We start from the raw sequence: 23627 nt of genomic DNA, 5'->3' as shown, positions 1-23627 counted from the left end.
ATGCGTACCACGTTGACCACAAGTATTCGAGCGCTACTAACAGCAACTGCCCTGCTTGCAGGCACAGCCCACGGCGCTGAAGTAGAGCCTGGCCATTACTGGCCCGATGATGCTCAATTGGTGATCTCTATCTCCATGCAGTTTGAAGCAACCGCGCAAGACCCAAGCGATCCTGGGCCATTTCCTCAGCAAGAAGCGGGCTATCCCGATACCGTCGCTCCTACTTGGTATCAGTATGGTATGAACGAAGGGATCCCACGATTGCTTAAACTTTGGGATAAGCACAACATCAAAGTGACGTCCCACATGGTAGGAAAAGCTGCTGAGCTTAATCCTAAACTTGCCAAAATGGTGGCAGAAAAAGGGCATGAAATTTCAGGTCATGGACAAAACTGGACACCACAATACTCGATGACACCCGAAGAAGAACGGGCGTCTTATATTCACAGTGCAGACGTGCTTGAAAAGATCACCGGGCAAAGACCACAAGGCTTTAATGCATTTTGGATGCGCCACTCTGAGCAAACTTTAACTATTTTGCAGTCCCTTGGATTTATCTATCATATTGATGACTTATCTCGGGATGAGCCTTCGTTTACCCCGGTCAATGGCAAACCCTTCGTGGTGGTGCCTTATACCTTTAGAAATAACGATATCGTACGCTATGGCGGCAGCTCCGCAATGACAGCAAAAGCCTATTTGCAAGAGTTAAAAGACGAGTTTGATGTGCTTTATGAAGAAGGAAAATCCCAGCGCCGTATGATGTCTATCAGCGCACACGACAGGCTCGCAGGCAGCCCTGCACGCGTAAAAGCACTTGACGACTTTATTCACTACGCTAAATCGCACCCAAAGGTTAAGTTTATGCGCAAAATAGACATAGCGAAATGGACCCTAAAACAGCAAGACGTACCAACCAACCCAGAACGCGTGTTTTAACAAATAATAACGCTGCAATTCATAGGCTCTATTGATGAGCCTATTTTCTTCTGCGCACTTGCAAATACAATCGAGCTTCCCAAAACCACAATTTTTATTTTCGAAACCGCAAAAAGCACTCCTTCCATGCAAACAGACAAAACAAAAAATCTAATAATTTCAGTAAATTAAATTTTGGCATGCGACTTGTTATCTACTGAGTAATAACAACCTTCATTCCACCAGAGATATCAACATGGATATACAAGTCGAACATAAAAAGCGCAACAAGGTTAACTGGATGTGGGCTGTTGGCGGAACCATTTTCGCCATCGTTATTATATGGCTGCTAATACAGCCCTCAGCGCAGGCATCTTTGCCTATGGCAAAAACATGGATTGCGGAGGTCCAGCAAGGAGATTTAGAAGTCAGTGTATCTGGATATGGTCAGCTTAAATCGAAAACGCCGCGTTTGATAAGTGCCGCGAGCGATGCCACGGTTGAAGAAATTGTGTTGCGCCCAGGTGCACAAGTTAACCCCGACAGCATCATCATGAGATTACAAGATGCAAATTTGGCCCAATCTTTAAAAGATGCCAAACGCAGTTTGGCGCAATCGCAAGACCAATATCTACAGCTCGATATCAATCAACAACGAGAACTGCTGTCTCATCAGGCGGATTTGGAAATTCTGAGATCTGAGTTAGAAAGTGCCGAGCTGGAGGTTAGCGCTCAAGGAGAGTTGGTTGAAGATGGGGTTGTTTCTAAACTCGACTACCAACGCGCGGTACTTACCCATCGCCAGCTAAAACGTCGCATTAATATTGAACAACAGCGAATATCACAATTGCAGACCTTACACAAAGCCAACCTGCAGCTTGCGCAGTCAAATATTGATGCCAGTAATGAAGCATTTTTATTGGTGCAAGATAGGGTGAATAAGCTCACTGTACGGGCTGGGATCAAAGGAGTATTGCAGCAACTTCATGTGGAACTTGGACAAAGTGTCTCTCTTGGCACTCAATTGGTGTTAGTTGGCAGCACCACTGATTTATATGCGCAATTACAGATCCCACAAGCCTATGCCCAGCAAATAAAGCTGGCTCAGCATGTGAGCATCAATACCCGTAACGACTTAATTGAAGGCCAAGTGTCGCGCATTAATCCAATGGTACAAAATGGCAATATTGAAGTTGAGGTGACACTGCCTAAAAGTCTGCCCGCGAGTGCTCGCCCCGAGCTAAATATTGAGGGAAAAGTCTCTATCGACAAATTGAGTTCCGCACTGTTCATCGACAAACCCGTCGGTGCAAAACCTTATAGTCAAGCAACCTTATATCTTGTTGATAAAGAAAAACAACAAGCCCGTGCAATTCAAGTACACTATGGCGCAGAAACGTCACAGCACATTCAGCTGCTCAGTGGCGCTTCGACAAATCAGCAGTTTATTTTGTCGGATATGGCATCTTATGCCGACACACCCGTAGTGACTTTGAGCAAATAACAAACCAAAGGAAGAACAATGAATAATAAACACGTTATTGAACTTAGAAACATCACTAAAAAGTTTGTCCTCGGCGGAATGGAAACACTGGCACTGCGTGGCGTAAACCTCAATGTAACTCAGGGCGAATATCTGTCAATTTCAGGCCCATCGGGCTGCGGTAAATCAACACTTCTAAATATTCTTGGTTTATTAGACAGCCCAAGCACCGGCACCTACACAATTGCGGGTAACGATGTCAGTAACCTTGACGTCAACCAAAGAGCCACACTAAGAAATAAACATATTGGCTTTGTGTTTCAGTCATTTAATCTCATTGATGAATTGAACGTCTTTGACAATATCGCCTTACCTATCAAGTACAGTAGCACTGCACTCTCAAATACTGCGTTAAAAGAACGGGTAATGACTTGCTTGGAGTTAGTACAAATGACCCACAGAGCAGAACATAAGCCCAATCAACTGTCAGGCGGACAGCAGCAACGTATCGCCATCGCCCGTGCACTCGCCAATCAGCCAGATATTCTGCTTATTGACGAACCTACAGGAAACTTGGACTCAAAAAATGGCGATGCCGTAATGAACATGCTGAGCGACCTAAACGCCCAAGGCACAACCATGTGTATGGTTACCCACGACCCTAGGTATGCAGACATGGCAAAACGTAAACTGTTCTTGTTAGATGGGGTGATGGTGGATGAAATGAATTTGGAGATGGTGGGATGATAAAAGAGGAATTTAAGCTCGCACTGTCAAATCTGAGGAAGCTTCCGGGATTTAGTCTTACCGTACTTGTCACCCTAGCATTAACCTTAGCAGCGCTAACGGTAGTGATTAATATCAACCATAGATTGATCACGCAACCGCTCCCCTATCCTGATGCAGATAAGCTATGGGTGACCGATCAAAGCGAAACCATTAATGGAGAAACCCAATATGGATTCCAACTGCTCTCCACCCAGTTTCAGCTATATCAAGATAAGCAATTTATCGACAAAATGACGATGATGCACTTGGTATCATCTCGTTTTATGGACATTAAGGATATGCCCACGGTAGACATAATTCGAGTGACTCCCGAATTCTTTGAGTTGTTAGGCACGCCACTGCATCTTGGTCGCGCGCTAAAGCAAGACGAAGGCGTCAGCGATGAACAAAAAGTTTTAGTCCTGAGTTATCATTCTTGGATAACGCACTTTAATGCCGATCCAGATATCGTTGGTAGCTACACCTCCATAGATCGTGAACGCTATCAAATTATCGGAGTAACGGGAGAAGCGTTTGAAGTGCCTGAGATCTTTGGTGGCTTTCCCGTTAGCGGCTTTAGTAGCTTTCCGGAGCCTGTCACCACCACCTCGCACTGGAATAACATCAGTAGCCAGTTTAACGGTATCGCTCGACTGAAAGCGGGTGTAAACATTGAGCAGATGAATCATGCGCTGGGCGAACAGATTAACACGCTTTACCAATCCCGTGAAAACGTAGCGCCTAACACGCGAATTGGCGCTCAGTTTACACCACTGCGCGACAAAATAGTTGCACGAAGTGATGAGCTCGCCATTACCTTGTTGTTCTCAGCTGCGGTTTTGGTGCTCATTGCCCTGACCAATGTTGTTAATTTATTTCTCTCAAGGGCTGCGCAAAAACAGCGCACCATGGCAATTCAAGCGGCACTGGGGGCAAAGCCTACTCACATTTTTGTCAGTATGTTTTGCGAAAGCGTCCTGTTAGTGGGGGCAGCTACTATACTCGGATTATTGCTTGCCGAGTGGTTGAATGTTTGGTTAGCAAACGACTTGAGCTATTTATTTAGTCGCATGCAGGGCTTAACTCTAGATTGGCCGACCATAGTGGTTGCTTGTGCACTGAGTCTGATAATGGCGCTACTCATCGCCTGGTTTACCAGCAAACAAGTAAACTATCATGCCCTAACAGATGCGCTACACAGCAGCGGTAAAGGCACTGGCGCGCAAATTTCCAAGCGTACTCGTCAAGTGTTGGTGGCATTACAAGTATGCTTTGCCAGTATTTTACTCTTTCTTGCAGCCAACAAATTAGTTCCCGCATACGCGCAAATGACCCATCCCACTGGGTTTGATACTGAGCATTTGTACTATGTCCGTATCGACGGCAGTGCCACAGGAATCGATAACTTTGAGCTTGGCAAGCAAATCAAACAGCTTTTAGCCAATCAAGCGAGCATCACATCGATATCGGCAAGTTATGCTTCGCCTTTGCAAATGGGATGGCAAAATTATTTGTATGACCAAAATATTGCGCTGATCGGTATCGTCAGTTTGTCCTTTTACGACGAAGACGGTTTCACTGCGCTTTCACTACCACTTGAGCAAGGAAGCCGGTTTACACCGATCATGGCCTCAGGCTCAGACAACAATGAAATAATTCTCTCGGCCTCACTCGCTAAGCGTTTGTACAAAGATGAAAATCCAATCGGTCAAACCCTCTATGCTGACAGAGAGGTGCCAAGAAAAGTGGTTGGGGTTGTGAGTGATATTTACGTACCTACGGGCAACCGAGGCTATACCTTAGAGCGCTATTACTTGCCTGTCACTGAAGGCAGCACATCTTTTATTATCAAGGGGAATTCTGCACTGTCAAAAGTCCAATTAACTCATGCTCTCAAGGTCATTCATCCGAGTCTAAACTTTGCTTTTTTTGAGCCTGTAGATGGCATGCTAACCCAGAGGTTAAGACAAACTTGGCTGCAAGCAATGTTGACTGTCGCTCTATTAGCCCTTACCTTAAGCCTAGCTGGCGCCGGGATCTACGGCGTGCTCAACTACAGCGTACAAATGCGTCGCTATGAGCTTGGCATTCACTTGTCGTTGGGCGCACATACACACAAACTGATAGCACAAGTGCTCAAGCAGAGTCTAACACCGGTAATGATTGGCCTTGGAGTGAGTGCATTAACCGTTGCAATCGGATATGGGATACTGACAAAGATAAGTACAACAGCTATTTCCGTGAGCTGGTTCGCTGTTATCGTGACAATCCCTATCATGCTGCTGATTGCGCTCATCGCAAGCTATTTACCTGTGCAAAGGGTGATAAGCCAAGATCCCATTAAAGCGCTAAGAGACGAATAAGTTAATAATAACAACAGGAATGCGTAGGCAAAGCGTGGCGTGTAAACGCTCTTTGCCTACAACACACTATGCAAGGTTCAATTTTAATCGTTGATGACAAGGCCGATATCCGCCTTAGCTTACAGTTTTTACTAAAAAACCACGGTTTTACCATTTTCCAAAGTAGTAGTCTTTATTGTGCCGCTAAGCAGCTCAATGCGCACGACATTGATATTGTACTGCTAGACATGAACTATGAGCTCGATACGACATCCGGCGATGAAGGTCTCGCTTTTTTGAGTCAGTATGCAAGCCAAAGTAGCGCAACCTTTATTGCGATGACCGCTTGGTCTAGCGTCGAACTCGCCGTCGAAGCCATGCAGCGCGGCGCCAAAGACTTTTTTGCCAAGCCTTGGGACAACCACGCCGTAGTAATGATGGTGAAAAAGCATTTAGGGCTAAAGCAAATCGCTGCAAAACAACAACCTGCTCCCCTCCAACAAACTACAGCTAAAATAGTGCCAAATGCAGAACCAGCTGATGCATTACTCTGGTTAAGCCCTACGATGCAAGCGCTAAAAAGCCAACTTGATCGCATTGCCAAAACCAAAGCGAATATATTGCTTAGAGGAGAAAATGGTACGGGAAAATCACAGATTGCCAGCTACATCCACCAGCAAAGTAACATCACAGGCAACTTTGTGAGTACCAATATGGCGGCTATTCCAGAGTCACTGTTTGAAAGCGAAATGTTTGGCCATGTGAAAGGTGCGTTTACTGACGCTAAACAGGATAGACAAGGTCGTTTCTCAATGGCTGAGCAAGGGACTTTGTTTTTGGATGAGGTAGGTACACTCACAGAGCCTCAACAAACGAAGCTACTACGAGTATTAGAAACAGGGGAATATGAAGCTGTTGGCTCGAGCAAAACGCAGCATGCAAGCTGTAGAATTATTAGCGCAACTAATGCAGATTTAGAGTCGCAACAACAAGCAAGTCAATTTCGTAGTGACCTGTATTTCAGACTAAATACAATGGAGTTTGAGATCCCACCACTGCGCTTGCGTCGTACAGAGATAATTCCGCTGGCCGACTTTTTTATTCAAAAGCACGCAACGACCTACGAACTAGACGTAAAACCCTTGTCTCATGCAGCACAAACAAGACTACAAAGTTACGCATTCCCGGGTAATATCCGTGAACTTAGCCATATAATGGAACGTGCGATTTTGCTGTGTGATGGCACTGAAATTGAAGAAAGCGCGCTTTCTTTAAAATCTGTGGTAACCACAGAGCAGAGTGAGCCCGAAATGATGACGCTAGATCAAGCCGAGCAAAAGTTGATTAAAATGGCGCTGTGCCAATGCCATGATAATGTGGAAGATGCTGCTGTTTTACTTGGGATCAGTAAAAGTGCCCTATATCGTCGCCTTGATAAGTTTGATATCAAAACACGATGAGCTTGCCTATGAAAAAGCCTAACTTTGAACAGACTATCGAGATTTTTTGCCTGGTTATTTGGTTGCTGTTCACCGTGCTCAGCGCTTTTTTTATGGTCATCCTTGAGGCATCAACACTCAGTGTTATCACCTACTTTATCCTTGTCCTTTGTCCGCTCGCACTGCTGCTGTATCATTTTAAACAGCGCGTAATACAACCTTTTTATCACCTCTCAACCACCATAGAGGCGATTAAAAACGAAGAGTATGGGCAGCGCTTTTACACCTCTGACAGCTCGGGAATTCTTCACAGTTTGCTGCAAGAAACACAGCAATTATGTCAGCAGCTGCAATCATTCAAATCAGAGCGAGACCACCAAGCCATATTACTGTTCAGACTCATTGAACAACTGCCCAGCCCCATCGCGATTTTCGATAACAATACTGCACTGGTGCATGCCAATGAAGCCTTCTCAAATTGGATTGGCAAACCATGGCAAAGCCTTCGTTTATTAAAAGCGCATAAGTTCAGCCTTGAGTATCATAGTGGACATTGGCACTTTAACCACCCTACTCTCGGTGATGAGTGGCAACTTCGCTATAGTGAGCTTACCATTGCAGGCATGCAGGCGCACTTGGTGATCCTAACCGATGTGCAAGCGGTTGTCAGTCAAGCTCAGCGCGACGCTTGGCAAAAAATGATCAGAGTGCTCAGCCACGAAATTCATAATTCTCTCTCGCCGATTAAGTCACTTGCTCAAACCTTGATAGAAATTCCCACCACGCAAGAAAATCAAGCCGATTTTGAACAAGCGCTTGGCGTGATTGTGCAGCGCAGCGATGGCCTGATGTCATTTGTTAATCGCTATGCAAGCGTTGCAAAACAGCATCAACTTCATATAGAAGCGATATCAATAAGTGACTTACTAACGCCGCTCGTAGGGCTTTTTGACAATCGCGTGAGATTAACCATTGAACAGAACTTTACGCTGCAAATTGATCAAAGCTTACTTGAGCAGGCACTTGTAAACCTGATTAAAAATGCCTTGGAAGCTGGAGGTGAGCGCAATACTGTTTACGTCAAAGCGTACCACAATCATAAATTCGCAGGTATTGAAGTACTCGATGAAGGTCATGGCATAAAGAACGCTGACAACCTATTTGTACCTTTTTACACCACTAAAGCAGCGGGTAAAGGGATTGGTCTCATCTTAGCTAAAAATATCGTTGAACAGCATAACGGAAAACTGAGCTTAACCAATCGTAAAGATGCGCAAGGCGCAATTGCTCATATTCAGCTTCCACTGGTGGCAGTGAATAAGTGAGTGTTCACCGCCACTTCTAGGCAACATTTATTCAGACATTTTAAGCATCGCAATCAACTGACGGCCAGCAGCAATGGTATTGGTTTCACCACTATAGATGTTGCCGCATTCTTTCGATTCAAACTTTGCTTTAGTCCAAACAAGTAATAATAAGTGTTAACCGATTAACTTTGACCCCTCGTAAAAGTGCTGTCGATGCTCAAGGTAGCGCATCCACACTCTATCCATTTGCGACTGATATAGTTTTGCGCCATGTTTGTAATCCGTACCGTGCAACAGCAGCATATCCGCAAGTTGCATGCTGCTGGTCATGGCATGCAACATGCCTTGCGAAGAGAGCGGATCAAAGCTCATGCTCGCATCACCCACCGCATACCAGCCTTTTGCTGCGCAACTATCCAAACGGGCCGAATTTGCACTTACCATTGGGTGCAGGTGTGCTGTTTCTATATTCACCAAGTCCACTAAGGTGTTAAATCCCCTCACCTGCTTTACTTTGGCTAAAAAATCTTGAGCGTTGGTAATGTTGCACTTTTTGATCGCATCAGCGCAAGCCTGCCAAGAAAACACCCGAGGCTGCATATTAGGGTCGAGTGAAGAGCATGCCGCGCTCGGCGCACTATACCACCAGCCATTTTCTTCATCGCTTATCACCGCAAACTGTTTCGTCGTGGCAACCTCTGCGGTAAGCCACAGTGCCATTTGCTTATCAAACTGTTGTAGTTTTGCACCGAGTCGCCTCGCTAGATGACAGGCGCGACCGGTGGCATCAATAAGCAGTGTTGTCGTGATAGACATGTCAGTGTCGCAGCCTTCAACCCTAACTTGCCACCCTGATTGTGTTTGCACCACATCAGTGAGCTTTGTAGGAGATAATAAAGGGATACCACGAAGCACTAATTGATCACGAAGCTGCTGTTCAAAATGCTGCCTATGAATGTGCCACCCCAAACCATCGGGGTTTTTAACGTTATCCACTATGGTAGGCGATTCACTACCCCAAAACGAAATCATACCGTGACAAGTGAGATGTTCCGGGCTTTGTAGTAAGTGCAACAAGTTAAGCTTTTTGAGAATTCTAGACGCCGCAGGCGGTAAACACTCGCCCACTTTGTCTTTAGCTGCGGCGAGCTTATCGACTACTATCACCTGATAGTGAGGATGCAAGGCAAGTGCAGCAATGCATCCTGCAATGCCTGCACCTACAATTACAATATCCGATTTCCTTTCAGCCATATTAGCCCTTATTATTTGCGATTCCGGCGGTGTGCTTTGTCGGTTTGTGACAAATCAGGACGACAATCTCGCATGCTTTCATTACGACTTGCTATCAGCAGTTTTTCTGCTTTGTGATCAGCTTTGACTGGTGTTAACCCTACTTGCATGGTGGTTGGAAAACCTGTTACGCCTTTTTCTGTCTTCGGTAATACCACCGCCAATTGACCAAACCCAGTGATCATACTGTTGATCTGCTCAATATAGTTGTTTGAAGGGCCTATCGGCAAATCGTTTAGCCACAGCTCCCTGTCATTAAATGCTGCTTGTCGCTCTGCAAATGGCCTAGTTTCATCGACTACCCGGTGATAATTTTGCTCGCTAAGCATATTATTTGGCACTCGTGCAGGCCAAAAGGTCGGTAAATAAGGCTCGTAAGCTTCATTGTAGCCATCGCGACAACTCGCGGTATCTGTTTGCCAAGGAATGGCCATCCAACGCGTAATGCCACCAGCAACCTGCCCCGTTTTTAATGGGCCGCTCGAATGCAGCGCGATTTCTGATGTCATTTCCACGCCATAATTGGTGCCGTGGGTCGGTGCAGTATCTTCTGAATGCTTAAGACGGAAAGCCTCGCTATACATGCCCGCTGTACGCATTGGCCAAGTCATTTCACATCCAGGATGGAAAGCATCTGCTAAACAGAACTCCATCGCCGCTTTAGTTAACATCTCTGGTTGCTCAGCAACCGGAATTTCATCAATGCTGGTTGGGGGGCGATAACAAGGGTCGTAATCAGAATCAAATTCGCCATTCGACCACTGCTGTAACATATTCAACTGAATTTCTGTCAGGGTGACAAACTGCCTTGGCGAGTCATCGGCATCTACACTCATCGCATCGCCGTACAACCAAGGCCACAGCTGCGGTGCGGTAGCAGCAAATTTAGGATCCCAACTATGTTTTTCATCCGCTGTGGTGACTTTTTCTATCTGTCTAAAGTTATTAAAGAGATTACGTCTTGATTCTTGCCATGTGCGTGAGTTGTCATTTAAACGGCTGATCCAAGTCTCTGAAGTAAAATCAAAGGGGCTATTCCAGCCAAACCCTGCGGCAAATCCCGCATTAACCCATTGTAAATCGGTTAACCTTTGGAAAATTGGCAGAATGTCTTTACTAAAGGAGGGGTTACCTTCAGGTGCTGGTAGCATCTTGGCATCAACTGCAACCTGGCGCATTAAATCCCACATGGTTCGCGGAGATTTTTGCATTGGTGCGTAATCTGGTGGCGCACAAATAACCCATGCAGGTTTCACATCAAGTGCTTTGCCTTGATATTTCACCTCAGCAGTTACAGGGCCGTCCGAAGTATCGTCGTACCAGCCTTCATTATTACCGAACGTGATCGCCTCGTGGCCTTGAGGATTTTCTGACACCCCGTGTCCACCAAGCATAAGTAAGCGGCCCTTGTCATCGGTACGCATTTCGCCTAAGTACACTTTTTTACCAGCAAAGCATCCTTCAAAGCGACTACAACCACACCCAGAAGCAATACCACTGATCTGCTGCGCCCCACCATCAATGAGCAAGCTGTCACGGTCATTTACATTGAGGTTGCGCAGTAAACTCGGCTCGGCCTCCATCGCCTCTGGAATATCCAACGCTAATTGAAACTCATACCAAGATGCTTTTTGATTAGCCAAGCGAGCATGCCAAATGATAGAAGCGCCATCGTCGCAAGTGAGTTCTTTAACGATGTTGCCCTCGGCGTCCAATCCATAAATACGAAAACGCGCGGCTTGGCGCTTCAACGCTCCCGTGCTATCGCGATAGTAATTCATATCTCTTGGAATGGCGGTATCGACCTCAGGGCCAATAAAAAATTCTTCAGGGCTGTTACCAACCCGCATTACACCTATGGGTGGGTATATGGCAGCTGAAACAATGGGGTTTTGATTGCAGTGATGTGACATGTTGTAATCCTTTTTACAGTGGTTCAATTCATGAAGCATTACTGCAGTGTAGAAGCTATTTCTGACTTAAACCATTACATCGAATTACAACTTAAACACGAAAATATTTTGCTTAATCTAAGATTTGGATAGGGAATGTTCTAACTCATTGTTGTTAAAGTACAACTTAATTTACCTCCTTGTCTAACCAGAGAATTTTAGGGAAAACACCGCTTCCGCATCCTTCTCTCGCTATGGTGCCAGCTTCCTATAAGCAAGGCGAATTTGCTAACCAATATAGCTATTGGTTAGTAATTAAACACCGTTTGCACTGGAACTGACTGCTAGAAAGGTATTAACTATCCACAACTCAAGTTAATTAGCGAAGGAACTTATATTTTTTATATCATGTAGTCCACAACATTGCAGCACAGGAAGGCTTTCTCTAAAATACATCTAACTTAAAAAAGAGATTGGAAACTCATGGCTCAATATATTTATACCATGTCGCGGGTGAGCAAAGTTGTGCCACCTAAGCGCACTATTCTGAAAGATATTTCTTTATGCTTTTTCCCGGGCGCTAAAATTGGTGTTTTAGGCCTTAATGGTGCAGGTAAATCGACCTTACTTCGCATTATGGCGGGTGTGGATAACGAATTCGAGGGCGAGGCACGTCCGCAACCTGGTACTAAGATCGGTTACCTACCGCAGGAACCTGTACTAGACGAAAGCAAAACCGTTCGTGAAACGATTGAAGAAGCAGTTGGCGAAGTTAAGCGCGCCCTGAATCGATTAGACGAAGTGTACGCAGAGTACGCAATGGAAGACGCTGACTTTGATGCGCTAGCTAAAGAGCAAGGCGAATTAGAAGCTATCATCCAAGCACATGACGGTCACAACCTAGATAATGCGCTTGAGCGCGCTGCCGATGCGCTTCGTTTACCCGAATGGGATGCGAAAATTGAGCACCTATCAGGTGGTGAAAGACGCCGTGTTGCTATTTGCCGCCTGTTACTTGAGAAGCCAGATATGCTGCTTCTTGACGAACCGACTAACCACTTAGATGCCGAGTCGGTTGCGTGGTTGGAGCGCTTCCTTCATGACTACGAGGGCACAGTGGTAGCGATCACCCACGACCGCTACTTCCTAGATAATGTAGCAGGCTGGATTTTAGAGCTTGACCGTGGCCATGGTATTCCGTGGGAAGGTAACTATTCTTCATGGCTTGAGCAAAAAGATGCACGTTTGAAGCAAGAAGAAAAATCAGAGAAAGCACGCCAGAAGTCGATTGAAAAAGAACTTGAATGGGTACGCTCAAATCCAAAAGGTCGTCAAGCTAAGTCTAAAGCACGTATGGCGCAGTTTACCGAGCTTCAGCAAAACGACTATCAAAAGCGTAACGAAACCAACGAGCTATTCATTCCACCTGGTCCTCGCTTAGGCGACCAAGTGATTGAAGTGAGCAACTTACGTAAGAGCTTCGGTGACAGATTGTTGATTGACGATTTGAACTTCAACGTACCTAAAGGTGCAATTGTTGGGATCATCGGTGCAAACGGCGCGGGTAAGTCAACGCTGTTTAGAATGCTAAGCGGTCAAGAGCAGCCAGATAGTGGTAACATCACTATTGGTGAAACGGTTGAAATCGCCACTGTTGAACAGTTCCGTGATGACATGGACGGTAATAACACCGTATTCCAAGAGATCTCTAACGGCCAAGACATTCTTAAAATTGGTAACTTTGAAGTACCAAGCCGCGCCTATGTTGGCCGCTTTAACTTTAAGGGCAATGACCAACAAAAGTTTGTAAAAGAGCTGTCTGGTGGTGAGCGCAATCGTCTGCACTTAGCAAAACTACTAAAAGCAGGCGGTAACGTACTGTTGCTGGATGAACCAACCAACGATCTAGACGTTGAAACGTTACGAGCGCTAGAAAATGCGATTTTAGAATTCCCGGGCTGCGTTATGTGTATCTCGCACGACCGTTGGTTCCTAGACCGTATCGCGACCCACATTCTAGACTACCGTGATGAAGGCCAAATCAACTTCTTTGACGGCAACTACACTGAATACGAAGAATGGTTGAAGAAGACCTTTGGTGCTGAGGCGGCAGAGCCTAAACGTATCAAATATAAGAAGATTGGCTAATAACTAAAACATTAGTCTATCAACGATGATAATCTAAGGCTCCTCGTTAGGAGCCTTTTTTATTTTTTAATACTTGCTTAGCTTTATTCATGCCGCACTGTGGAGGCAAGTCGCAAATCAAATTGCAGTAGCAATCCCATCCAAGCGCAATAAATTTATTGTCATTGTTAGTAGCGAGCACAATGATATAAGCTATTCTTTACCTATACGGACTATTAGGATCAGTAATGAAAGAACGTCGACGTTTTTCCAGAGTTATTTTTTCAAACGAGGCACAGTTTATGGCCTCAAGCGGTGATTTTAGCTGCGAAATCTTGGATTTGTCGCTCAATGGCGCATTACTCACCCTGCCCGATGGCTATGTGCCACTTAAAAACGACCCTGCAAGTTTAAACTTTTATCTACCTGGTAGTGATATTCAAATTACAATGGAGGTAGAGGTTCGTCACGTTGAAGAAGGTCATCTAGGTGTACATTGCCGCCAAATCGATCTCGATAGTGTGACGCATTTAAAGCGCCTTATTGAACTTAACCTGGGAGATGATGATATACTTCATCGCGAGCTAGAGCAGCTCACCTACGATGATGATTAATATCAATTAGCTTAATTAAGCCAATTGATATTAGACGGATCGATTTTACACTTATGTTAAGAATTTCTGTTGATGAACGCCCACGCTGGCGTGAACAAGCAAAAGCCCACGGCTTTGAGTTTCATACTATGTATGGTGAAAAGTATTGAGACGAAAGTGCATATTATCAATTTACGTTAAAGCAAATTGAGCAAGACTTGGAAGATCCAAGTGACGAACTCCACCAAATGCGCTTACACTTTGTCGATTTAGTGTGTAATGACGAGTCTCTTCTGCAACCGTTTGCTATTTCTAAGTCTCAATGTGAATTAGTGACTCGCTCATAGCGTCATTGAGACCAAGCGCTCTATGGTCGCTTTGATTTTAGTTACGATGGAAAGTCACCAGCCAAGCTGCTGGAGGCCAATTTCGACACGCCCACCAGCTTATTCGAAACGGATTACTGGTAGTGGCTTGAAGAATAGGTAAAAGCCGGTAAGTTACCGCGTAATGCGGATCGATTTAATGGCCTTCAAGAAACGCTGATGGGCACTGTTATCAACTGCATAAATGCTACCGTGGTGCTCCCCAACACTTTTCTTGCTGCAAAGAAAGCTTTGAGGACTTGGGCACCATTCAATATATGCGCAGTTGCGCGATGGAAGCTGGACTCAAAACGAAACAAGTTTTTATCGAAGATATCGGATTTGATAACCAACACTTTGTCGACCTTGATGATTCAAAAATCCAATGGATGTTTAAGCTATACCCATGGGAATTTATGTTTCAAGATGAATATAGCGAACAATTATCGGAAGCAAAAGTGCAATGGCTAGAGCCTCCAAGGAAAGCGATTTTATCTAATAAAGTAATCTTACCTTTGCTATGGCAAACCTTTCCAAATCACTCAAATCTGTTACCGGCATACTTTGAACAGGACAAGCATAAAATTGCAAGTAGTGAGTCCGACTATGTGAAGAAGCCGTTATTTTCTCGCGAAGGCGCGAATATTGAAATCCGAAAAGATCAACAGCTGCTTGCACAGTCTGCAGGTGGATATGGCGAAGAAGGTTATATTTATCAAGCTTACTCACCTTTACCCAAATTTGCAGACTTCAGTACGCTCATCGGCTCATGGATTGTCGGCGATAAAGCGATTGGAATTGGTGTCCGTGAAGATAAAAGCCTGATCACCCAATATCTTAGCCGTTTCTTACCCCATATCATTGTTGGCTAAACTCATTGAACATTAAATAACTTAGTCGGTATGGAACAAATGTGTTCCATCTCTCAAATTAGTGTTCAGCCGAGAATAAAAGCTTATTAAATTCATGCCATTCGTGCTTTTTAGACAAACACTTGGCAAAACCCGCCGCAAAAATTAACACAAACTTAACCAGTGTACTAAAGTAGTAACTGGGTTTTGCATCAAGTTGAGAAAACAATACCTGGCTTGTTGCAACAAATTTTTGGGAAGTGCACTCAACAGGTTGGAGTGCATAGATACGTTATAGATCACTTAGCGAGCTAGGAAGTAATACCAATTGGTATAAAAGCAGTCAGCCTCAAAAGTGTGAGACATCGTCGACTAAGGAACTCACATGACTCACTACAAAATAGGTACAGACATTAGTCAAAAACCCATTCCAGAAGCGGTCAAAGTCGCAGTGATAGGGGCTGGCATGTCTGGTTTGTATAGCGCTTGGCGATTACAGTGCGAAACAGACGTTGATGACTTCGCCATTTTTGAGCGCAGCAACCGCACAGGTGGAAGATTGGACTCAGATCTTATCCATTTCAGAGATAACCGCGCAGGAGCAAAGCCTGACAGCACCATTACAGTCAAAGAAGAACAAGGTGGTATGCGGTTTCTATTTGAGGGTATGGATGACCTAATGGCCCTCTTTCTAAAGTTAGGCCTAGAAGATCAGATAGTCCCGTTCCCCATGAATAGCGGCGGTAATAACCGGCTCTACTTTCGCGGTACCAGCTTTTCGGTAAACGATGCCGAACAAGACGACTATCATATTTGGTCGGCACTTTATAACCTCGACCCAAACGAACAAGGTGTTAATCCCAAAGACATTATTAATGTTGTTTTTAATCGTATCTTGCAAGTGAATCCACAGTTCGATTCAAGGCCAGAGGTTCGCGGTCCAGAGTTTTGGCAGGATTTCCGTCTGCAATGTCAATGGCAAGGTGAGCCACTATGTAATTGGTCTTTGTGGGATTTACTCACTGATATGGGTTATAGCCAAGAATGTATCACCATGCTGTATCGTGTTTTGGGCTTTAATGGCACCTTCTTATCGAAAATGAATGCGGGGGTTGCCTATCAGCTTTTGGAAGACTTTCCTGCAGATGTCGAATTTAGAACCTTTAAAGACGGCTTTAGCACCCTGCCAAACGCGCTGGTGGATAAAATAGGTAAAGAGAAGATTTACCTGCAAACGAGCATCGATAGCATCGCCTTTGATAAAGCAGACAATCTTTATGTACTTAAGTACACCAAAACCGAGCAAGACGGACAGATAAGCGAAGGAAAATTTAAAGCTGAAAAGCTTATTTTAGGGCTGCCAAGGCTCGCGCTTGAAAAGTTGTTCATAGCGTCAGATGTATTCAAACAGCTACCAAAGCAGCGGCGCGATGCGTTATGGGATACATTGCAAAGCACAAGCAACCAACCGCTCCTGAAGATTAATTTATATTACGACACTGCATGGTGGGGAACCGGCATGACAGGCCGCCCAGCTGTCAGCTTTGGACCTAACTTTGCCGATTTACCAACGGGTTCTGTTTATCCCTTTTATGCTTTAGATGATGAACTCGCAGCCGCGCTTATGTATAACGAGCGTCATGCCGAGCCTAACTCTGAAACCCAACACAAACTCGAAGGGATAGAAGCCGCTAAATACAGTCGCCCAGCCGCATTGACTATTTACTGTGATTATCTAAATATTAATTTTTGGAGTGCACTGCAAAATAAAGGTGAGCTTTATCATCACCCTCGTGAGTCGGAACTCGTTGAATCTATTCCCAGTGATATATTTCCAGCCTCGGAAGCGGTTGTACGACAAGCGACACAATTCTTTAAAGACATTTTTAATACACATTATGTTCCACAGCCCACCCTCACAAGCGCTCGAATTTGGGAAGGGAACGTGAATTTCAATGTCCCTGAAAATCTTCAATTTGGTTTTGGTGTACATCAATGGGCGATTGGAGCGAATGATAAAGACGTCATCGAAGATTTAGTAGAGCCGTTGCCAAATCTGTTTACCTGCGGTGAAGCTTACTCTGATTATCAGGGCTGGGTAGAAGGCGCATTACGTTCGACAGATTTAGTGCTACAAAAAGGGTTTGGCTTAGCGCCACTAAGCGAAGTCTTTGAAACAGACCAAGGCTGTAGCTCGTCAGAAGCAATACAAATCGCCTATCGAAAAATTGCTAATGAAATGATTATGGAATATATCGATCCTAATTTTTCGCCAAATACTAAAGACAAAGTAACGCTTGCTGATGCCAATAGTGTGCTTGGCGTCAACCTCAGTTATTTCGATAAGCCCTAACCCGCCTCTCTAGTAACGAGGAGTTTTTTACTCCTCATTATCCCTACCTTGCAGAACTAATTGATAGTTTTCGATCAACTAAAACCGTTCCGGCGTATTTCAAGTTAGTCCAAGCTCCGCTGATCTGAGCCCTGTGATAAGTATTCTACGCTTTTGTGATAAAAACGTGATAACTCCGTGAGCCTATCTCAATATCTTGCAGCCATGATAAGGAGACTGTTAATCCTAATAAGAAGAGTACATCATGAAAGCAAAAATCCTGACAACATTAGTCGCAACGTGTTTATCAAGCGCTGCGTTGGCACAAGACCTTGAAGTAAAAATCACTAACCTCACTCACGGTATTTACTATACGCCTTTACTGGTGGCTGCTCATAATCAAGATACCGCTCTTTTCAAACTCGGTGAGCAAGCTTCTGAAGCATTGCAAGCCATGGCCGAAGGCGGTGACATTTCAGCTTTAGGACAAATCCTCGAAAGCTCAAACGCCAATATGGTCGCCAACCCAGCTGAGGGGCTACTTGCACCCGCAGGCTCTACAATGGCGATGATATCTACCAGTGAGGGAAATACGCATCTTTCAATTGTGGCAATGCTACTTCCTACCAATGATGGATTTGTAGGATTAAATGCGTGGCCTATTCCAAGCGCTGCCGGCACCTATGAAGTTTACCTTAATGCCTATGATGCGGGTACTGAAGCGAATAATGAATTGGTTGTCGAAGGCTCTGGTGCACCCGGTATTTTAGGGATCCCGGCATCGCCAGGTGCAGCTCCTGGAACTCAAGGTGCTAGCGTCACAGCAAGTGAAGAAAACACCATGGTCCATATTCACAGAGGCAACGTAGGTGACAACGAGCAAGTCGGCGGTAATAGCGATCTGCATAACACCGTGCACCGTTGGTTAAATCCCGTAGCTAAAGTAACAGTAACCGTAAAATAAGGGGGAGCTATGAAAGCGAAATTAGCATTAATTGCCATGTCTGCGCTCCTGCTCAGTGCATGTGGAGACAATGACAATAATATGGTGATGCCAGAGCCTCCGGTTGAGCCAGAGCCAGTTGAGTATGAGTTTGCCATCACTATCACGAACCTTACACACGCACAGCCTATGTCACCAATTGCAGCGCTGCTTCATCAGTCTGGTCATTACTTTACTGTCGGCATGCCAGCAAGTGAAGCATTAGAGCAACTTGCAGAGGGCGGAAATAACAGCGATATTATAGCCGACGAGATGACACAAGCATCCGTCTCAACGGATGGACCTTTAGGCCCCGGTGCGACAACCAACCTTTCCATCAAAACTACAGACCTTTCTGAGCTTAAATTATCGCTATTAACCATGATGGTGAATACCAATGATGGATTCTCCGGTCTAAATGCTATAGACGTCTCTGCGTTGCCCGTAGGTGAGGTGCAAATGTATCGAACACTTGCCTACGATGCTGGCACTGAGCTGAATAGTGAAGCCGCGGGAACCATACCAGGCCCAGCAGACAGCGGTGAGGGCTTTAACGCAGAGCGCAACGATAATCACAACATGGTGACGATGCACAGTGGTGTAGTTGGTAGTGATGATGGACTCCAAAGTTCAACGCTCACTAGTATCCATAAATTTGATAACCCGCTGCTTGCAGTCACTATCGAGAGAATTAAATAGCCTATGCGCAAACGTCTGCCATAGGCGTTTGCGCTTTCATAAAGGGCTATTTATGTTAGAAACCGTGTTGCTAGTTGAAGATGACTTAGACATAGCGAGATTACTCCAAGTGCATTTAGAGGAGTTAGCTTTAGAGGTCACGCATGTTGCCGACGGCAGTCAAGTATTGTCGGCTGCTAAAGCGAACGATTTTGCCGTGATTTTACTGGATTTAATGCTACCTAATATGGATGGACTAACCCTTTGTCGAGAGCTTAAGGCGCTTCACCCTATGAGTAGTGTCATCATCGTCACCTCAAAAAGTAGCGATATCGATAGGATCATTGGACTAGAAGTTGGTGCGGACGACTATATATGCAAGCCTTTTAATACGAGAGAGTTGCAAGCAAGAGTGAAAGCGCAGCTACGCCATGTCAGGCAACTTAAGCAACCAATGCAGACTGAAAATGTGGACTTCCCACGCGATAAAATTGCAGTTGGAAACTTAGTTATCGATGCCTGTTGTCATGAAATTTCGTTGGCTAATGTTAGATTAGACCTTACTGCAACCGAATTTGAGCTGTTGCAGTTTTTTGCTAAACACCCAAATCACGTGTTTTCTCGAACCCAGTTATTAGAATCAGTATGGGGCTACCAACACTCAGGATACGAGCATACCGTTAACTCCCATATTAATCGTCTGAGGGCAAAGCTTGAAGCTATTTCAAATAATACGGTGATAGAAACAGTATGGGGTGTTGGTTACAAATTAAATTCAGCCTCTCTTTACGGGCAAAGCGTATGAAGCTCTCACTCTACAAAAAACTCGCACTGATCTTATTTGTCACTTTCGTTGTCATTGCAGCGATTTTTGTGTGGTGGACTCAAGCGCTATCTCAAGTCTCTAAGTCTCAAGCAGAACAACAATTACACCTCGCACTTGCGACCCATCTTGTTGACGATAATCCCTTGATAAAAGAGGGAGTGTACGACTATGACGGTTTGAGTAATCTATTTCACACCTTGATGCTCTTAGGCCCCTCATTCGAGTTTTACTTCGTCTCCCCTGAAGGTAAGTTATTAACTTACTCTGCCGCCCCTGGAGAGGTTAAACGTCAGAAAATTGATGTTACCCCTTTAAAAAAACTCCTAAAGAGCGATAGCCAACTACCTGTATTTGGAGATGATCCGAGGAGCGTTAACGGCAGTAAAATTTTCTCTGTAGCCCCTGTATTTAATCAAGATATTTTGCAGGGTTATCTATATATCATCATCGGCTCATCAAAATACGATAGCATTATTGAGCAACTAAAAAATTCAGACAAGGTGATGCTTGGTGTAAGTTGGTTATTAGGCACTTTGTTCTTTTTGCTGGTTGTTGTCCTGCTACTACTTAATAAAATCACTAAGCCCGTGTCCAGACTGACTCAATATATAGATCATGTCAGCCAAAACCAGTTTAATATTAGTCGTGATGCTCAAATAAATTGGCCCGAAGAACATGATGAGATCCATCAGCTGGGTCGCAGCGTCAATGCTATGCTGGATAAAATTCAGCAGCAATTAACCACACTTAACCTCAAAGATGAACAACGTAAAGAACTACTTTCACAGCTAAGCCACGATCTCCGCACACCACTTGCCTCGCTTAAAGGTTACATCGAACTGATAGAAAAACAAACGAGTGACACAAATATCGTTTCACACATCAAAATTGCCAGCAAAAATATAAATCAGCTCAATCATCTTATCGCGCAAATTTTTGAACTCGCCCATCTAGAAGCAGGACATACCAAACTTCATATTGAGCCCTTTAATCTACTTGAACTTATGTATGACGTTGCGGCTAAATTTACATTGCAAGCTAAACGGCGCGGAATAACCATCTCAATAAGCCCGAGAGCAAGCGAAGTTAGTGTATACAGTGATATCGGGAAATTAGACAGGATTTTATCAAACCTCATCGATAACGCTATCAGACATACTGATGCTGGTGGCGAAATACAGCTCACATTACAGCAGCAACAAGATATTGCTTTAGTGAGTGTTAATGATACTGGCATTGGGATAAGCGCCGCTGATCTTCCCTATATATTCGACGCTAGCTTTCAGGCCAAAAATAGCCTAAGTAACCGCAAACACAATGCAGGGCTAGGCCTTGCGATCACAAACGAGCTCGTTAAATTATTAAAAGGAAATATTAGCGTATCAAGCAAGCTAAACCGAGGTTGTAAATTTACAATTACACTGCCACTTTGATTTGCTAATTCTCCTTCTTTAGGTACCTACAGGAAAGTAGCATATTCTAGACGTATAGATATACAAATCGGTGGATAAACCACCTCCTACCATATTGCACTTTGCTTATGCTGTAGTGAGAGCGAGTTTATCTCGAGAAGGTGATCACTTTGTAGATTGGGAAAGCCTTCAGCGTTTTCGACTTGGATGTGTATGCATACAAATCGGCGGGTAAACCGCCTACCACGTCGCACTGTGCTTATGCAGAGGTTGGAGCGAGTTTATCTCGCGATGTATTGAACTAAAAATGCAAAAAACCCATTACATTAATGTAATGGGTTTCTTTAATTGGGCCCTGACGATGTTCTACTTTCACATGGGTAATCCACACTATCATCGACGCTGTTTTGTTTCACTTCTGAGTTCGGCATGGGGTCAGGTGGTTCCAAAACGCTATGGTCATCAGGAAAATACTGTTTTTTAGTTCTTATTTTTATATTAAATTTGGCCCTGGCGATGTTCTACTTTCACATGGGTAATCCACACTATCATCGACGCTGTTTTGTTTCACTTCTGAGTTCGGCATGGGGTCAGGTGGGTCCAAAACGCTATAGTCACCAGGAAAACTGGGTGCAAATGTCTAATGACATCGTGCCTCGCACGAGCATTCCATTTGCGCAAGGTGAACCGATTTCGCGATACCGCTTAGGTTGGTCACCTTGTTTAATTCTTAAATCCGGAAAAGCTATTAAATTCTTTTGTCTACTTTAGTCTATTAACTTCTGTTAGCTAAGGCCTCCATGGATGGAGGTCATGCTAGGAATTGTCTGGAACAATTCTAGTAAACCACTTTGGCGTTGTATGGTTAAGCCTCACGGGTAATTAGTACGAGTTAGCTTAATGCCTCACAGCACTTCCACATCTCGCCTATCAACGTTGTAGTCTTCAACGGCCCTTCAGTTGACTCTAAGTCAAAGTGAGAACTCATCTCGAGGCCTGCTTCCCGCTTAGATGCTTTCAGCGGTTATCAGTTCCGAACGTAGCTACCGGGCAATGCAATTGGCATCACAACCCGAACACCAGCGGTTCGTCCACTCCGGTCCTCTCGTACTAGGAGCAGCCCCTCTCAATTCTCAAACGCCCACGGCAGATAGGGACCGAACTGTCTCACGACGTTCTAAACCCAGCTCGCGTACCACTTTAAATGGCGAACAGCCATACCCTTGGGACCGACTTCAGCCCCAGGATGTGATGAGCCGACATCGAGGTGCCAAACACCGCCGTCGATATGAACTCTTGGGCGGTATCAGCCTGTTATCCCCGGAGTACCTTTTATCCGTTGAGCGATGGCCCTTCCATTCAGAACCACCGGATCACTATGACCTACTTTCGTACCTGCTCGACGTGTCTGTCTCGCAGTTAAGCTTGCTTCTACCATTACACTAACCGTACGATGTCCGACCGTACTTAGCAAACCTTCGTGCTCCTCCGTTACTCTTTGGGAGGAGACCGCCCCAGTCAAACTACCCACCAGGCACTGTCCTCAACCCCGATTCAGGGGCCTAAGTTAGAACATCAACACTACAAGGGTGGTATTTCAAGGTCGGCTCCACAGAAACTAGCGTTCCTGCTTCAAAGCCTCCCACCTATCCTACACATGTAGGGTCAATGTTCAGTGCCAAGCTGTAGTAAAGGTTCACGGGGTCTTTCCGTCTAGCCGCGGGTACACAGCATCTTCACTGCGATTTCAATTTCACTGAGTCTCGGGTGGAGACAGCGTGGCCATGGTTACACCATTCGTGCAGGTCGGAACTTACCCGACAAGGAATTTCGCTACCTTAGGACCGTTATAGTTACGGCCGCCGTTTACCGGGGCTTCGATCAAGAGCTTCGCCTAAGCTAACCCCATCAATTAACCTTCCGGCACCGGGCAGGTGTCACACCGTATACGTCATCTTACGATTTTGCACAGTGCTGTGTTTTTAATAAACAGTCCCAGCCACCTGGTCACTGCGGCTC

Annotated in this window: 16 protein-coding genes, 3 rRNA genes and 1 pseudogene (1 of these 20 only partly in view); 15 read left to right on the top strand and 5 right to left on the bottom strand. The window is 44.9% G+C overall.

From position 1 onward, the window contains the following. From GSF13_RS11020 to GSF13_RS10995, 6 genes are all read left to right on the top strand, one after another. Entirely contained in the window at positions 1-939 is a 939-nt protein-coding gene (locus tag GSF13_RS11020) for a polysaccharide deacetylase family protein (protein ID WP_211868280.1), read from the top strand. Positions 940-1174: 235 nt separating this feature from the next. Then, positions 1175-2422 (top strand): HlyD family efflux transporter periplasmic adaptor subunit, encoded by a 1248-nt coding sequence (locus GSF13_RS11015; protein ID WP_211868278.1) that lies wholly within the window; start codon positions 1175-1177, stop codon positions 2420-2422. Positions 2423-2440: 18 nt separating this feature from the next. Then, on the top strand, positions 2441-3148 hold the full coding sequence (locus GSF13_RS11010) for an ABC transporter ATP-binding protein (RefSeq protein WP_211868275.1): 708 nt from the start codon (positions 2441-2443) through the stop codon (positions 3146-3148). After that, positions 3145-5532: an FtsX-like permease family protein gene (locus GSF13_RS11005; RefSeq protein WP_206471241.1), complete on the top strand. Its 2388-nt coding sequence runs from the start codon at positions 3145-3147 to the stop codon at positions 5530-5532. The genes GSF13_RS11010 and GSF13_RS11005 overlap by 4 nt, the downstream gene beginning before the upstream one ends. 68 nt (positions 5533-5600) lie before the next feature. Beyond that, the gene (locus GSF13_RS11000; RefSeq protein ID WP_211868273.1) at positions 5601-6971 is read left to right on the top strand and encodes a sigma-54 dependent transcriptional regulator; all 1371 of its coding nucleotides are present in this window, start codon (positions 5601-5603) and stop codon (positions 6969-6971) included. A gap of 8 nt (positions 6972-6979) precedes the next feature. Beyond that, positions 6980-8275 (top strand): ATP-binding protein, encoded by a 1296-nt coding sequence (locus tag GSF13_RS10995; protein ID WP_249122768.1) that lies wholly within the window; start codon positions 6980-6982, stop codon positions 8273-8275. Positions 8276-8431: 156 nt separating this feature from the next. On the opposite strand, the gene GSF13_RS10990 is transcribed toward GSF13_RS10995, so the two are convergent. After that, the gene (locus GSF13_RS10990) at positions 8432-9511 is read right to left on the bottom strand and encodes a tryptophan 7-halogenase (protein ID WP_174168461.1); all 1080 of its coding nucleotides are present in this window, start codon (positions 9509-9511) and stop codon (positions 8432-8434) included. Positions 9512-9522: 11 nt separating this feature from the next. Next, entirely contained in the window at positions 9523-11463 is a 1941-nt protein-coding gene (locus tag GSF13_RS10985) for a LodA/GoxA family CTQ-dependent oxidase (protein ID WP_211868270.1), read from the bottom strand. Positions 11464-11925: 462 nt separating this feature from the next. Here GSF13_RS10985 and ettA point away from each other — a divergent pair, with 462 nt between their 5' ends. From ettA to GSF13_RS10945, 9 genes and pseudogenes are all read left to right on the top strand, one after another. Continuing rightward, positions 11926-13590, top strand: coding sequence for an energy-dependent translational throttle protein EttA (ettA, locus tag GSF13_RS10980; RefSeq protein ID WP_010604458.1), 1665 nt, complete (start codon positions 11926-11928; stop codon positions 13588-13590). A 227-nt stretch (positions 13591-13817) separates the two neighbouring features. Then, complete coding sequence (locus GSF13_RS10975) at positions 13818-14183, top strand: PilZ domain-containing protein (protein ID WP_010378318.1); 366 nt, start codon at positions 13818-13820, stop codon at positions 14181-14183. A gap of 53 nt (positions 14184-14236) precedes the next feature. Continuing rightward, positions 14237-14332, top strand: a complete 96-nt coding sequence (locus GSF13_RS24730) for a glutathionylspermidine synthase family protein (RefSeq protein ID WP_249122767.1) — start codon at positions 14237-14239, stop codon at positions 14330-14332. Between the two features lie 36 nt (positions 14333-14368). After that, positions 14369-15399 (top strand): annotated as a pseudogene (locus GSF13_RS10970) (glutathionylspermidine synthase family protein). A gap of 364 nt (positions 15400-15763) precedes the next feature. Further along, complete coding sequence (locus tag GSF13_RS10965) at positions 15764-17731, top strand: FAD-dependent L-amino acid oxidase (protein ID WP_174168459.1); 1968 nt, start codon at positions 15764-15766, stop codon at positions 17729-17731. Between the two features lie 244 nt (positions 17732-17975). Continuing rightward, complete coding sequence (locus GSF13_RS10960; RefSeq protein ID WP_174168458.1) at positions 17976-18674, top strand: spondin domain-containing protein; 699 nt, start codon at positions 17976-17978, stop codon at positions 18672-18674. Positions 18675-18683: 9 nt separating this feature from the next. After that, positions 18684-19391, top strand: a complete 708-nt coding sequence (locus GSF13_RS10955) for a spondin domain-containing protein (protein WP_102056368.1) — start codon at positions 18684-18686, stop codon at positions 19389-19391. Positions 19392-19443: 52 nt separating this feature from the next. Beyond that, positions 19444-20175 (top strand): response regulator transcription factor, encoded by a 732-nt coding sequence (locus tag GSF13_RS10950; RefSeq protein WP_174168457.1) that lies wholly within the window; start codon positions 19444-19446, stop codon positions 20173-20175. Then, positions 20172-21629, top strand: coding sequence for a HAMP domain-containing sensor histidine kinase (locus GSF13_RS10945; RefSeq protein WP_174168456.1), 1458 nt, complete (start codon positions 20172-20174; stop codon positions 21627-21629). Before GSF13_RS10950 ends, GSF13_RS10945 begins: the two co-directional genes overlap by 4 nt. Positions 21630-21961: 332 nt before the next feature. On the opposite strand, the gene rrf (GSF13_RS10940) is transcribed toward GSF13_RS10945, so the two are convergent. The 3 genes from rrf (GSF13_RS10940) to GSF13_RS10930 form a co-directional block, all read right to left on the bottom strand. After that, positions 21962-22075 (bottom strand): 5S ribosomal RNA (gene rrf, locus GSF13_RS10940). A 41-nt stretch (positions 22076-22116) separates the two neighbouring features. Beyond that, positions 22117-22230 (bottom strand): 5S ribosomal RNA (rrf, locus tag GSF13_RS10935). A 239-nt stretch (positions 22231-22469) separates the two neighbouring features. Further along, positions 22470-23627, bottom strand: a 23S ribosomal RNA gene (locus tag GSF13_RS10930); it runs 1820 nt beyond the window's last position.

The sequence above is a fragment of the Pseudoalteromonas sp. M8 genome (assembly GCF_018141365.1).
Classification (GTDB): domain Bacteria; phylum Pseudomonadota; class Gammaproteobacteria; order Enterobacterales; family Alteromonadaceae; genus Pseudoalteromonas.
Note: the sequence above shows the minus strand (reverse complement) of the source record. Positions and strands in the feature narration are given on the sequence as shown.